Consider the following 14,192-nt stretch of genomic DNA (forward strand, 5'->3'; position numbering starts at 1 on the left):
TTAAAATTTTATTTTTTGAAAATTTCTTCAATATCTTTCATTATTATATCCAAATTTCCTTGTTTAAAACACTTTACTATGCTAGTTCCCACAATCACTCCATCAGCAACTTTTCTCATTCTTTTTACATCTTGATTATTTTGAATGCCAAAACCTACAAAAATAGGCAAATTTGTAAAAGATCTGATTTCTTTTACTTTATCTTGTAAGACTGCTTCTTCGACACTTTTAGTACCTGTAATACCTATGCTTGCTAATAAATAAATAAAACCTTTAGCATGTTTTACTAACTTTTTAACCCTTTCTTTAGGGGTTGTAACACTTACAAGTGTAATTAAAGCTATATTATATTTTTCACACTCTTTAATTAAATCATCACTTTCTTCAAAACTTAATTCAGGTATAATCAAAGCACAAATCCCTAAAGATTTTGCTTTTTTCACAAATTTTTCCAAACCATAAGAAAAAATTAAATTATAATAAACCATAAAAACCAAAGCTTTTTTAGTTTTTACCCTAGCTAAAAGCTCAAAAACATTGTAAATATCTACACCTTGATCAAGAGCTATTTTTGCCGCATCTGCAATAATCTCACCATCGGCAATAGGATCACTATAAGCAACACCAAGTTCTAAAATATCAATAGGGCTTTGATCCAATCTTTGCAAAAAAGCTTCACTTGTTTGAAGATTTGGATAACCTAAAACCGTATAAGCCACATTTGCATTTTCTTTATAAAATTTTCTAAAATCAACCATAAATCACCCCTTTTTTATAATCTCTAATCATTTGCATATCCTTATCTCCCCTACCTGAAAGATTTACTACTATCACGCTTTTCTTTTTTAAAGTTGGACAAAGTTTTTCTAAAAACGCTAAAGCATGCGAACTTTCAATCGCTGCAATAATACCTTCCTCTTTGCAAAGTAATTTTAAAGCTTGCATACATTCTTCATCACTTATAGCATGATATTGCGCTCTTTTACTTTCAAATAAAAAAGCATGCAAAGGGCCAATTCCTGGATAATCAAGCCCTGCAGAAACACTATGCACAGGCAAGATATTGCCTAAATCATCTTGTAAAACCTTGGTTTTCATACCGTGAATAATGCCTGTTTTTCCCTTATTTAAAGTCGCTGCATGATAAGGTGTATCGATGCCAAGCCCCCCTGCTTCAATACCTATAAGTTTAACATTTTCATCTTTGATAAAATCATAAAAAATCCCAGCTGCATTGCTTCCACCCCCAACAGCTGCGATAATATAATCTACTTTTTTATTGAGTTTTTGAAGTTGCATTTTGCATTCTTTTCCTATAATGCTTTGAAAATGCGTTACCATTTTAGGATAAGGATAAGGACCTACCGCACTTCCAACCACATAAAAAATATTTTTAATATCTCCAACCCAAGCTTGAATAGCTGCAGTAGTAGCTTCTTTTAGAGTTTTAAGCCCACTTTGTACTGCATGAATTTTAGCACCCAAAAGCTCCATTTTATAAACATTTAAAGCCTGTCTTTGTATATCAGTTGCCCCCATATAAATTTCACATTCAAGTCCTAAAAGTGCTGCTGCAGTGGCTGTTGCAAGTCCGTGTTGACCTGCTCCTGTTTCTGCTATGATTTTTTTCTTTCCCATTTTTTTTGCTAAAAGGGCTTGAGCGATGGCATTATTGATTTTATGTGCTCCAGTATGATTTAAATCCTCGCGTTTTAAATAAATTTCATGCTGATATTTTTTGCTTAAATTTCTAGCAAAATAAAGCGGAGTAGGACGCCCTACATAAGTTTTTAAAAGCTCGTTTAATTCTTTTTTAAAGAGTTTATCTTTAGAAAATTTCAAAAAAGCACTTTCTAGCTCATTTAAAGCAAACATTGCACTTTCAGGCAAAAACTGCCCACCAAAATCCCCATAATATGCTTTTTTCATTTTTTCAGCTCCTTTAAAATTTGTTTTATTTTGTTGATATCTTTTAAGCCTTTTTCATCTTCAAGCTTCGAATTAAGATCTAAAATTTTAGCTCCTGTTTTTACGGCCTTATGAATATTATCCAAACCTATGCCTCCAGCTAATACAAAATCTTTAGTATAAGAACTTAATAAAGTCCAATTAAAACTTATTCCATTACCGCCCTTTAAAATTCCCTTAGCATCAAAAAGCACTAAATCAGCAAAAATTTCACTTTTTAAATCTAAACTATCTTCCACACTTATCACCTGCCATACAAAAACATTTTGCACCTTTAAAATTTCAAATTCTTCTTTGGTAATAGTGCGATAAATTTGTACTCCATCAAGCTTAACTTCTTGAATACATCTTAAAATTTGTTCCAAATTTTCATCTACAAAAACACCGACAACTTTTTTATCTTTTTCATGAAAAATTGCACTTAAATTTCTTGCTTGTTCTAAACTCACTCTTCTTGGACTTTTAGCAAAAATAAGTCCAAAAAAATCAATATTTAAAAAAGCTAAATCTTTAGCATTTTTTTCATCTTTAATGCCACAAATTTTAAGCTTTAGCATAAGCTTGATACTCCTTAAAATACTCTATAACTTTACCTGAATAAATGGCTTCTAAAATCATATCTTTAGCCACTAAAGGCGAACTTGCTTTATTGGCTGTATAAAGTGCAAACATAGCATTTAAAACTACTAAATCAAATTTTGCCCCTTGCATTTTACCACTTAAAATATCTTTTAAATCCTTAGCGTTTTCATATGCACTAGATCCTATGATTTCACTATGAAAAGCTCTTTTAAAACCAAATTGTTCAGGACAGATAGAATACTCTAAAATTTCTCCTTCACAAAGCTCATAAATTTTGCTTTCATCACAAATACTAAGCTCATCCATACCATCATTTCCTCTTACCACTAAAGCTTTTTTGCGTCCTAAATTTTTTAAAACCTCTATCAAAAGCCTATGCACAGGTGCGTGATAATTTCCCATAAGTTGATATTTTAACTTTAAATTAGGGTGCAATAAAGGACCTAAAACATTAAAAACCGTTCTTACTCCAAGTCTTGATCTGATCTCTTTAAGTTCTCCTACTAAAGGATGAAAAAATGGAGCATGTAAAAAACTAAGCCCTTGGTTGTTTAGTTGTTTTAAAGCCGATTCTAAAGTATTTGGAGTAGCTATATTTAAAGCTTCTAACACATCTGTACTTCCACTAGAACTTGAAATAGCACGGTTTCCGTGTTTGGCTACTTTTACTCCTAAAGCTGCTAAAATAAAAGCACTAGTCGTAGAAACATTGATACTTTTAAAACCATCTCCACCTGTTCCACAAATATCAATCATCTCACTCTCATCACTAAAAATTTGAGAATATCTTAAAATTTGCCTTACAAAAGCACTTAAAGATTTTTCGTTTAAAGACTTTTTCGTGATTAAAATCAACAAAGCCGCCACTTGTAAAATTTCATAATCTTTAGACATAATAATCTTGCAAATTTGCTCAAAATCATCGCTTTGTAAAAAATGATTTTCACTCATTTTTTGCAAATAAAAACTTAAAGGATTTTCTTGTTTTTGTGATTTTTTTATATCTTGTTTTAAAAAATTAGAAAAAAGTTGTAAGCCATATTCACTAAAATAACTTTCAGGGTGAAATTGCACGCCATAATAAGGTAAATTTTTATGTCCCAAAGCCATAATCACACCCTTTTCATCAAGGGCTAAAATTTCAAGCTCATCACCAAGCTGTTTAACCTCTAAAGAATGATAACGCATTACGCTAAAATTTGAAGGCAAATTAGAAAATAATTCATTTTCCTTGCATTGTTTTATCAAAGAATTTTTTGCATGCATAGGCTCTTGCATTTTAACCACTAAAGAATCAAAAGCTAAAGCTAAAGCTTGATGTCCTAAGCAAATGCCCAAAACAGGGATATTAAGCCTTGCTTTAAAAATTTCAAGACAAATCCCACTTTGACTTGGATGCTTTGGACCAGGACTTAAAATAATATGAGTAGGATTTAAATTTTTAATTTCACTCAGAGAAATTTCATCATTTCTTCTTACTAAAATTTCATCATTGCTGAGTTGCTCTAACATGCTTTTAACATTAAAAACAAAAGAATCATAATTATCAATTAAAAGTATCATTGATTTTCCTTTTTTAAATTTTCAAAAGCTACCAAAAGCGCCTTGCGTTTAGCACGAATTTCTGCATATTCTTTTTGACTCTCACTTTGCAAAACAATACCCGCCCCACTTGCCAAATAAGCCTTATCTTGAGTAAAAAAAGCGCAACGAATTAAAATCGCTAAAGTTATGTCTTCGTTAAAATTTAAAAATCCTACCGCACCACCATAAATTCCACGATCGCAATCTTCAAGCTCACTAATGATCTCTAAAGCTCTTATTTTAGGAGCTCCGCTTAAAGTTCCCGCTGGAAAAACTGCTTCAATCACATCGAAAATACTCGCATCTTCTTTCATATTGGCATACACTTCACTCACTATATGCATGACAAATTTATTTTTAATAATAGAAAAAAGATTTTCCACCCTTGTTTGAGTGCCAAATTTAGAAGCATCATTTCTTGCTAAATCTACAAGCATCTTATGTTCACTAAGTTCTTTTTCATCACTTAAAAGATCTTTTTCTAAAGCCAAAAGATCGCAGTTATTTTCCAAATTTCTAGTTCCAGCAATAGGGGCTAAATAAATCTCTCTTTTTTTAATTTTTAATAAAAACTCTGGAGAAGAACCCAAAACAACACCATATTTACTTGGAAAATAAAACATATAAGCGCTTGGATTTAAAACACTTAAACTCTCATAATAATCAAAAGCATTTACTTGATGCTTGATACAAAGTTGCTTACTTAAGACCACTTGAAAAATATCTCCACTTAAAAGATATTCTTTAGCTTTTTCACACATTTTTAAAAAATCATTTTTTTCATCTTCTAAAGAGTTTAAAATTTCAAAATCATTTTTTTGCTTCGTTTTTATTGGCTCAATATCATCTTTTAAATATTCAAAATATTTTGAAGCGCCAAATTTAAAAAACATCTTACTATTTTTCTCATAAATCAAATAAGCTTTAGCATTGGCGAATAAAAATAAAGGAAAATCATAATTTTTCTTAGAAGAAAGTGGAATTTTTTCAAACAAAGATACAAAATTTGCACTAAAAACTCCAAAAAATCCAGCAAAATCGCAAATTTTATTCTTGCTTAAAGCTTCATAATATTTTGCCTTAAACTCGCTAAAGGATAATTCATTAGCATCTAAATAATCACAATCAATCCCTATAATTACCTTAGTCAAATCCTCTGCAAAATAAGAATTTTCAAATTTTTCAAGGATTTGTCTGTAATAAAAATTTACATTTTTAACAAACATAATAAACCTTTTTAAAAATTAAAATAAATTAAAATAACATTAAAGAAAAAATTTAGATAAAAAGAAGTTTAGAAACGCCAAGAGCGAAGAGTATGTGTAAGTTTTAAAATCAAAGAACTACTAAAAAAACCATTTTCACTCATCTTTTACCTTTCTTATAAAATATTTCAAAAATTAAGACTTTTATGAAAATTTTTAAAGTCTAAATTAATTTTAATCAATAAATATAAAATTTGCTTTAAATTTAAAATAAATATTATAAAATCTTTATATTTTATAATATTTTGAAACATTTTTACGATGCTTAAAGTTACCAAAAAAAATATTCTATTGTTATAAAAAACTAAGATAATACTTAGCTTAATAAGATAAAATTATTCCGTATTTGAAATATTTAATATTTTTTAGGAAAAGCTATGGAAATCACAGATTTACCTTATCTAATCATAGGAATCATTTCAGGTATTGCTTCTGGACTTTTTGGCATTGGTGGAGGTATGATTATCGTTCCTTCTATGTTCGCACTTGGAGCAAGTGCTCACCATGCTATCGGAATTTCAGTATTGCAAATGATTTTTGCAGCAGTTTTTGGCTCTTATATTAATTATAAGAAAAAAAATCTAAATCTTAAAGATGGTATTATGATAGGTTTTGGAGGGCTCATAGGGGCAAGCTTTAGCGGAATGCTTTTAAAAGCTTTAAGCGATGTAGCTCTTACTAGCGTATTTTTGGCGGTAAGTTGTATATTTTTTATCAAATATGCTTTTGGAATTAAAGAAAACATTGTGCAAAATCAAAGAAGCGTTTGGGTAAAGAATATCATTTTATTTATTGCTGGAGCTTTTACTGGTATTTTTGCTATTTCTTTGGGAATTGGTGGTGGACTTTTAATTGCTCCAATTTTAGCTTATTTTTTAGGCTATGATAGTAAAAAAGTTGTTTCCTTATCCTTGTTTTTTGTTATTTTTGCTTCAGTCTCTGGTATTATATCTTTTTCAAATTCTGGAGTTATAGACTCTGAAGTTATTCATAAAGGAATACTAGTAGGTATAGCTTCTATGGTTGGAGTTTTTATAGGAATTAAAATCATAGAAAAAATGCATATTTCAGCTCATAGAAAAATTTTACTTTGCGTATATGCCTTATCAATACTTGGAACCACCCACTCTTTGCTTAATAAGCTAAATCTTATAAATTTTTAACTTGGATTTATCCAAGTTCTTTTAATATTATTATGCTAAAATCTTAAATTTATTTTAATGTTTAGGAAAGACTATGAACGATACCATCAAAATCATTGGTGCAAGAGAAAATAACCTAAAAAATATCCACCTTGAAATTCCCAAAAACAAACTCATTGTTTTTACAGGACTGAGTGGAAGTGGAAAATCAACCCTTGCTTTTGGCACTCTTTATGCTGAAGGACAACGCCGTTATATAGAAAGTTTAAGTGCTTATGCCAGACAATTTTTAGATAAGGTAGGCAAACCTGATGTCGATAAAATCGAAGGTTTAACTCCAGCCATTGCTATAGATCAAAAAACTACTTCTAAAAATCCACGCTCGACCGTGGGAACCATCACTGAAATTTATGATTATCTAAGACTTTTATATGCAAGAGTTGGCATTCAACATTGTCATCAATGTGGACAAAAAATCTCATCTATGAGTGCAAGTGATATAGTCAGTGAAATTTTAAAATTTCCAAAAGGTGCAAAAATCATCATCTACGCCCCACTCATACGAGAAAAAAAAGGAACTTATGCAGATTTACTTGAAAATTTGCGCAACAAAGGCTATGTAAGAGCTCAAATTGATGGAGTTTTAGTAAGACTTGATGAAGAAATTGAACTGGCTAAAACCAAAAAACACACCATTAAACTTGTCATAGATAGACTTGAAATTCAAGAAGATTTACTTTCTCGCCTTGCAAGCGATATAGAAAAAGGCTTACAAGAAAGCTTTGGAGAAATAGAAATAGAAGTTTTAAATCATGAAGAAATAAATCTTAATAAACACTATCATTTTAGCGAGCATTCAGCTTGTTTTGATTGTAAAATTTCCTTTGTTCCACTTGAACCTTTAAGCTTTTCTTTTAATTCTCCAAAAGGAGCATGTGAAGCTTGTGATGGACTTGGAATTCGTTATACTTTAGATATGAAAAAAATCATCGATGAAAATTTAAGCCTCGAAAATGGTGCTGTTAAAATCATGTATGGTTTTAACAAAAGTTATTATTATAAATTCCTAATCGCCTTTTGCGAACAAAATGAAATTCCTATCAAAATACCTTTTATGCAATTAAGCGAAGAGCAAAAACGCCTTGTATTGTATGGTAATGCCAAAACTATAGAATTTCTTTGGAAAAGAAATCGTCTAAAACGCACTTTTGAAGGCGTGGTTAAAATGGCTTATGAAATGCTAAAAGATGAAAAAGATTTAGCCGAATATATGAGTGAAAAAATTTGCAAAGACTGCGGTGGGCATCGTTTAAAACCCGAAAGTTTAGCCGTGAAAGTAGCCAAAAAAGGCTTGGGTGAAATTTTAGATATGAGCACAGAAGATAGCACGGCCTTTTTTGCAGATGAGAAAAATTTTTCTTATTTAAGCGAGCAACAAAAAATTATTTCTAAACCTATCCTAAAAGAAATCAACGAAAGATTGTTTTTCTTGTATGATGTGGGGCTAGGTTATCTTTCTTTAGGGCGCGATGCAAGAACGATTAGTGGGGGTGAAGCACAAAGAATCCGCATAGCTTCACAAATTGGCAGTGGTTTAAGCGGAGTGATGTATGTCTTAGATGAGCCTAGCATAGGACTTCATGAAAGAGATACTGCAAAACTGATTAAAACTTTAAGAAATTTACAACAAAAGGGCAATACCCTAATTGTCGTAGAGCATGATAAAATGACCATAGAAGAAGCAGATTTTATTGTAGATATTGGTCCAAAAGCAGGAAAATTTGGAGGTGAGGTTGTATTTAGTGGAACTTATAAAGAACTTTTAAAAAGCAAAAGCGAAACTGCACTTTATATGAATGGTAAAAAACAAATTTCACAGCTTAAAAATAGAGAGCAAAAAGAATGGCTAGAGCTTAAAAATGTAAATATTAACAATATCCAAGATTTAAGCGTAAAATTTCCTTTGCAAAATTTAGTCGCTATAACAGGAGTTTCAGGTTCTGGAAAAAGCTCTTTGATACTTCAAACCCTACTTCCTTTTGCGCAAGAGGAATTAAACCGCGCTAAAAAAGTTAAAAAACTTGGTGGGGTGCAAATAGAAGGACTTGAAAAACTTGATAAAGTCATTTATCTTGATCAAAGCCCAATTGGGCGCACGCCACGTTCAAATCCTGCCACCTATACAGGCGCTATGGATGAAATCAGAAATCTTTTTGCCGCCACTAAAGAAGCCAAAATGCGTGGTTATAAAGCCGGACGCTTTTCTTTTAATGTCAAGGGTGGAAGATGTGAGAAATGTAGCGGAGATGGAGAAATCAAAATAGAAATGCATTTTTTACCTGATGTTATGGTAGTTTGTGATACTTGCGGGGGCAAACGCTACAATGACGCCACGCTAGAAATCAAATATAAGGGTAAAAATATCAGTGAAATTTTAAATATGAGTGTTTTAGAAGCGAGTGAATTTTTTACAGCCGTTCCTAAAATCAAACAAAAATTAGACACTCTAGTAAAAGTGGGCTTAGACTATCTAACCCTAGGACAAAATGCCACCACCTTAAGCGGGGGTGAAGCACAAAGAATCAAACTTGCCAAAGAACTAAGCCGTAGCGATACAGGAAAAACTCTTTATATACTTGATGAACCTACAACAGGACTACATTTTGAAGATGTTAATAAACTCATCTTAGTTTTACAACATTTGGTTGATCTTAAAAATTCGGTTTTTGTAATAGAACATAATTTAGATGTGATTAAAAATGCTGATTATATCATCGATATGGGGCCTGAAGGCGGAGTTAAAGGTGGAAAAGTTATAAGCACAGGAAGCGTGGAAAAAGTCGCTAAAGAGCATAAGAAAACAAAATCCTATACAGGATATTATTTAGATCTAGAGCTTAAAAACGCAAGGAGTTGAAATGATACACGAACAAAAAATTGCATTTTTTAAGATTAAAAGATTAAGTGTTTATATATTTTTCTGTGCTTTATATAATTTTTATTACTTTTTTTCTTATGAAGGGGTGACAAGTTCATATGAAGCTGGGAACGAAATTCTTTATATTGGCGGTATATTTTTATGCTTCTTTTCTTGTATTTACATAGTTCTTGCTTTTATTTTTATGGTGGTCAGAATTCATTTTTTATTTTCTTCTAATAAGATTTTAATTTATTTTTTGCTTGCCATTATAAACCTTGGTGCATCTTTTTTTCTTTTGGAAAATAAAATTTTATTTTTAGGGCTTTTAGCTTTATTTTTCGTTTTTTATTTTTTATTTTCACTTACCCTTGTTTTGCTTTTTAAAGAGGTGAAAATGTCTTTTTTATTTGCATTTTTGTGCATGCTTTTGGCATTTTTATCTTTTATATTTGTCTATAAATCAAGCCTTTTATTTCTTTTCCTTACTTTGCATTTTTTGAGTTTTGCTTATGCCTTTGAAAGGTATAAAATTTTAAAAAAGCTAGATTGAAATATTTTAAAGAAGAAAAGTGTCAAATTTAAACTTTCATCAAATATTTGAAATTCGAAGACAAAATGATTTTAAAAGCGTTAAAAAGTTTGCTTGGATAGTTTTTATAAGTTTTTTACTTTCAATTTGTTTTTATTTTTTACCTATCGTTCTTGATTTTATCTATGATTTAAAATTGTATAATTTTGATTCTATCGCTAACATTCTAACTATAATTTTTTGTGTGATTTTTTTAATTTCTTATTCAATTATGATTTTAAAACTTTATTTTACAAGTAAAAGTAAAGTTTTGTTGATAAGTTTTTTTATAGGTGCAAGCACTCAATTTATCACTTTGTTTAACTTAATTCTTATTATGAGTGCTTCTTATCCTCTCAGTCAGATATCGCGTATTGCTCTATATAGCTTTTCTTTTTTATGTCTTATAGTAGCCATTTTTTGTACTTTTATATTTTTTAAAACACTAAGAGCTTTATGTGAAAATCAAATTTATTTTCTCTTATGTTTTATTTTTAAAAGTATGATTTTGATAATTGTTTTTATATTTATGTTTTTTTTAATTCATAGCAAGCCTTCACTTGCTTTAGCCATAACTTTGTTTATGTTTTTTTCTTTACAGGTTTATTGTTTGTCATTTATTACGCCCTATTTGCTTTCGCACTTAGTAAAAACCAAAATATCAAATTTATCCCAAATTTAAAGCTTTTATCCAATGAAAAAGAAAATAATTAACTATAGTATTTTATTTGTTATCTTTTTAAGCCTAAGTCAAATCACCTTAGTTTTTGTTTTTAATCACTATTTAACCATTGATTATAGCCTTTATGAATTACCACCGCAAAACCTTCAAATGCTAAATTTAGCCGATCAAAAGCTTTATCTAAGAGAAAATTTGCATTTTTTAAATTCTATTTTAACTTTTTTACTGCTAATTTTATTTTGTTTTATACATTTATTTTATTTTTTTCTTTTTAGAAAAGAAAAATTGATATTTCCTTTGGCTTTTTGTTTTATTTATATAATGTTTGTTTGTTGTATTGATATGTATTTTCATCTAGAAAACGCTAACTTATGGCAATTTTTCATTTATTTAGCTTTTATTCTTTCTTTTATTTATATATTTCTTTTAGATAAATTTTTTCAAAGCCATCTTTTCAAAATTTATTTTATTTTTATCATTGTAGGTGCTATTTTTTTAAGATTAGATCTTGGAAATTTAAATTTGTATTTTGAAATTATCAAATCTTTTTTATTTCCTATCCATCTTTTTATTTTGTTTATTTTAATGCGTAAAAAAGAGTTTTAATGTTTGATTTTTTATATAGTGATATAAGTTATTTAGGACTTTTTATAGTGTGTTTTCTTTCAAGCACACTATTACCCTTAGCAAGTGAAGCCTTTGTTTTAGGCTTTATAAAACTTGATTTTAATCCAAATTTGGTACTTATCGTAGCCACTTTGGGTAATACCTTAGGAAGTTTAAGTACTTATGCTTTAGCGTATTTTGGAAAAGAAAAAATTTTAGAAAAATACTTTAGCAAATCCTTGAAAAAATTAGAAAATTTCAATGCTAATTTTGCTAAATTTGGAAGTATATTTGCTTTTTTTACTTTTTTGCCTTTAGTAGGAGATCTTTTTGCCTTGGGACTTGGTTTTGCAAAATATTCTTTTTTAAAAACTATATTTTTTATCTTACTTGGAAAATTAAGTCGTTATGCTTTCATAATTTTCATAGCAAACTCCTTTTAAAAGCCCCATTTTTATCAACTCTAAAAGCTTTGCATTATTAACATTTTTTAAAATTTTAACACAATTTTTAGTGCTTAAATCCACCCCCATACTCATTTTTGGTTCTTTAAAACAACGCCAACTCATACCTCTTGCCAAAGAACTATCACAAATAACATCGGCATAACACTCATCAAAATCTGCAATACTAGAATCCAATGCGTAAGCTATCGTTAAAGCGTCATGTATCCAAGTTCCCTTTGTACCACGTGTTTTAGAGGCATAATCAATCCAAACACCTAAAGTTTCAACGATAAAATCACATAAAATATTCTTACCTTGCAACTCTTTTAAATCCTCGTGTGTTAATAAAGTCTGCATGGTTGCATTATAAGGTACGAGTGTGATTTTAGCTCTTGAATTTAGCACTATACTAGCCGCCTCAGGATCAAAACCAAAATTTGTATCTTTAGTGTAATAAGGCATATCAAAACTGCCTCCCATAATAAAAAGCTCTTTAAGATTTATATCAAAATCTTTAAAAATTTTCATAGCCATAGCGATATTTGTCAAAGGTCCTATCGCACAAATAGAAATTTCTTTAGGATTTTTACTCACTAACTCACCCATTTTAAAAATCGCATCAGGATTTATATTTTCTAAAATTTCAGGACTTTTTATATTTTCCCAAAGATATTCAAGTTTAAAATTTTTTACACTTTCATCAAGTCTTTGACGCCAAGCTTTACTTGATTCTTTTAAGGCTTCATTCGCTCCCAAATAAACGGGGATATTTAAATTTAAACGTTTAAATAAATCCTTAGCCACACTATAGGCAACAAGGCTTGGAACATTACCGCAAACTGTGCTTAGCATTTCAAGTTTGATTTCTTTAGATGACAAAATCAAAGCAAGTGCTAAACCATCATCAGTATTTGCTCCTGCAATAGCATTGCCTATGTCCGTGTCTAAAATAAGTCTCATATCGCATCTTCTATTTTATTTAAATCTCTACCTCTAGTTTCTGGCGCAAAAAATGTAGTCACAAAACCTATACTTGCAGTTAATACAAAATATGTTGCAATAGGCCACCAAGTGCCATAATACGCAAGTAAAGCAGAAGCCACCATAGGCGCTGTTCCTCCTGAAAGAATAGAACCTAGCTCCTTAGCAAAAGCCATTTTTGTATAACGGTTTTTCACCCCAAAAAGCTCCACACCCCAAGCCGCTTGCACACCAAAAATCCCTAAAGATGCTAAAGACATACCTACAATAATAGTTAAAATCACAATAATTTCATTTTTACTATCTAAAAGTATAAAAGCAGGAAAAGCATAAATCATTAAAAGCAAACAAAACATTCTATAAGTAATACGTCTTCCAAATTTATCACTTAAATAACCCGCCAAAGGAATAACTAAAAACCCTACCAATGAAGCTATCATTACTGCTGTAGTAGCAACTTGATTTGTCTAAAAGTAAAATTTTAGTCACATAACCTACAATAAAACCTTGCGCAAGATAAGAAGGTCCATTTTCGCCTATTCTTAAACCCACCATAGTCCAAAAAGCACGACTTCTTTGCCAAAAACTTCTTTCATCTTTTTTTATATGCTTTTCGTTATTAAGACGCAATTTCATCATTTCATTTTTTTGCTTTTCAAAAACAGGGGTTTCTTTGACATGAAAACGAATATATACAGCAAAAAGAGCGATTAAAATACTTCCCATAAAAGGAACTCTCCAACCCCATTCTTTAAAACTTGCTTCATCCATTTGTACCATCAAAAGCCATACAAAAGACGCAAGCAAAGTTCCGCTATTTGATCCTAAAGCAATCACAGAAGAAACAAGCCCTCTTCTCTTGCTAGGAGCATATTCTCCAAGCATAACTGTTCCACCTGAAAGTTCAGCTCCTGCGCCAAAACCCTGCATAAAACGTAATATAACTAAACAAATAGGCGCCCAAACACCAATTACTGCATAGCTTGGGATAAAACCTATAAGAGTAGTTGAAATTCCCATTAAAGCTATTGTAGCCATCATAACATTTTTTCTTCCATGTTTATCGCCTAAATAGCCAAAAAACAAAGCCCCAATAGGTCTTGCAATAAAACCTATGCCATAAGTTACAAAACTAAGCAAAAGTGCAATTACTGGAGTTTGCTCAGGAAAAAACACTTCTGAAAAAATTGTTGCAGCTGCTAAACCATAAAGTGCAAAATCTGCATATTCCATAGCAGTTCCCAACCAGCAAGAAAAAACTGCCTTTTTAAAAACTTTCCTACCTTTAGGTGTGTTAAAATTCTTATCCGCAATTCCATCAATTTGCTGATTTGTCATTACATTATCCTTATATTTTAATATATTTTTTTATAAATAATTTGTAATTATGGCTAAAAATTGCAGTGTTTTTGCTTAAAGATCTTAAATTGTAGACATTTTAAGCAAAA

The 14,192-nt window shown here is 30.3% G+C and carries 12 protein-coding genes and 2 pseudogenes; 6 read left to right on the plus strand and 8 right to left on the minus strand.

Going from position 1 to position 14,192, the window contains the following annotated elements:
• Positions 1 to 8 precede the first annotated feature (8 nt).
• The 6 genes from trpA to AJ932_RS01085 form a co-directional block, all read right to left on the minus strand.
• Positions 9 to 758, minus strand: a complete 750-nt coding sequence (trpA, locus tag AJ932_RS01060; RefSeq protein WP_070233655.1) for a tryptophan synthase subunit alpha — start codon at positions 756 to 758, stop codon at positions 9 to 11.
• The gene (gene trpB, locus AJ932_RS01065) at positions 751 to 1,929 is read right to left on the minus strand and encodes a tryptophan synthase subunit beta (RefSeq protein WP_070243294.1); all 1,179 of its coding nucleotides are present in this window, start codon (positions 1,927 to 1,929) and stop codon (positions 751 to 753) included. Before trpB ends, trpA begins: the two co-directional genes overlap by 8 nt.
• Positions 1,926 to 2,525 (minus strand): phosphoribosylanthranilate isomerase, encoded by a 600-nt coding sequence (locus AJ932_RS01070; RefSeq protein WP_002854429.1) that lies wholly within the window; start codon positions 2,523 to 2,525, stop codon positions 1,926 to 1,928. The genes trpB and AJ932_RS01070 overlap by 4 nt, the downstream gene beginning before the upstream one ends.
• Positions 2,512 to 4,113, minus strand: a complete 1,602-nt coding sequence (gene trpD / locus AJ932_RS01075) for an anthranilate phosphoribosyltransferase (protein ID WP_070278309.1) — start codon at positions 4,111 to 4,113, stop codon at positions 2,512 to 2,514. Before trpD ends, AJ932_RS01070 begins: the two co-directional genes overlap by 14 nt.
• The gene (locus AJ932_RS01080) at positions 4,110 to 5,360 is read right to left on the minus strand and encodes an anthranilate synthase component I family protein (RefSeq protein WP_070278311.1); all 1,251 of its coding nucleotides are present in this window, start codon (positions 5,358 to 5,360) and stop codon (positions 4,110 to 4,112) included. The genes trpD and AJ932_RS01080 overlap by 4 nt, the downstream gene beginning before the upstream one ends.
• Before the next feature lie 167 nt (positions 5,361 to 5,527).
• Positions 5,528 to 5,653, minus strand: a complete 126-nt coding sequence (locus AJ932_RS01085) for a hypothetical protein (protein ID WP_044778484.1) — start codon at positions 5,651 to 5,653, stop codon at positions 5,528 to 5,530.
• Between the two features lie 123 nt (positions 5,654 to 5,776).
• Here AJ932_RS01085 and AJ932_RS01090 point away from each other — a divergent pair, with 123 nt between their 5' ends.
• The 6 genes and pseudogenes from AJ932_RS01090 to AJ932_RS01115 all read left to right on the plus strand — a co-directional run bounded on the left by AJ932_RS01090 (position 5,777) and on the right by AJ932_RS01115 (position 11,760).
• Positions 5,777 to 6,562 (plus strand): sulfite exporter TauE/SafE family protein, encoded by a 786-nt coding sequence (locus AJ932_RS01090; protein ID WP_044778483.1) that lies wholly within the window; start codon positions 5,777 to 5,779, stop codon positions 6,560 to 6,562.
• A gap of 73 nt (positions 6,563 to 6,635) precedes the next feature.
• Positions 6,636 to 9,458 (plus strand): excinuclease ABC subunit UvrA, encoded by a 2,823-nt coding sequence (uvrA, locus tag AJ932_RS01095; RefSeq protein ID WP_070278313.1) that lies wholly within the window; start codon positions 6,636 to 6,638, stop codon positions 9,456 to 9,458.
• A gap of 1 nt (position 9,459) precedes the next feature.
• A complete protein-coding gene (locus tag AJ932_RS01100) occupies positions 9,460 to 10,011 on the plus strand; it encodes a hypothetical protein (protein ID WP_070278315.1) in 552 nt (183 codons plus the stop codon).
• 19 nt (positions 10,012 to 10,030) lie between these two features.
• Positions 10,031 to 10,743, plus strand: a pseudogene (locus AJ932_RS01105) (hypothetical protein).
• Positions 10,724 to 11,317 (plus strand): hypothetical protein, encoded by a 594-nt coding sequence (locus tag AJ932_RS01110; protein WP_002870754.1) that lies wholly within the window; start codon positions 10,724 to 10,726, stop codon positions 11,315 to 11,317. Before AJ932_RS01105 ends, AJ932_RS01110 begins: the two are co-directional and overlap by 20 nt.
• Positions 11,317 to 11,760 (plus strand): YqaA family protein, encoded by a 444-nt coding sequence (locus AJ932_RS01115; RefSeq protein WP_002870753.1) that lies wholly within the window; start codon positions 11,317 to 11,319, stop codon positions 11,758 to 11,760. The genes AJ932_RS01110 and AJ932_RS01115 overlap by 1 nt, the downstream gene beginning before the upstream one ends.
• Here the strand turns inward: AJ932_RS01115 and AJ932_RS01120 are convergent.
• Positions 11,716 to 12,723: a nucleoside hydrolase gene (locus AJ932_RS01120; protein WP_070278317.1), complete on the minus strand. Its 1,008-nt coding sequence runs from the start codon at positions 12,721 to 12,723 to the stop codon at positions 11,716 to 11,718. The genes AJ932_RS01115 and AJ932_RS01120 overlap by 45 nt on opposite strands.
• Positions 12,720 to 14,082, minus strand: a pseudogene (locus AJ932_RS01125) (MFS transporter). Before AJ932_RS01125 ends, AJ932_RS01120 begins: the two are co-directional and overlap by 4 nt.
• Positions 14,083 to 14,192 lie beyond the last annotated feature (110 nt).

Source organism: Campylobacter sp. BCW_6873, assembly GCF_001762365.1.
GTDB classification, from domain to species: Bacteria; Campylobacterota; Campylobacteria; order Campylobacterales; family Campylobacteraceae; genus Campylobacter_D; species Campylobacter_D jejuni.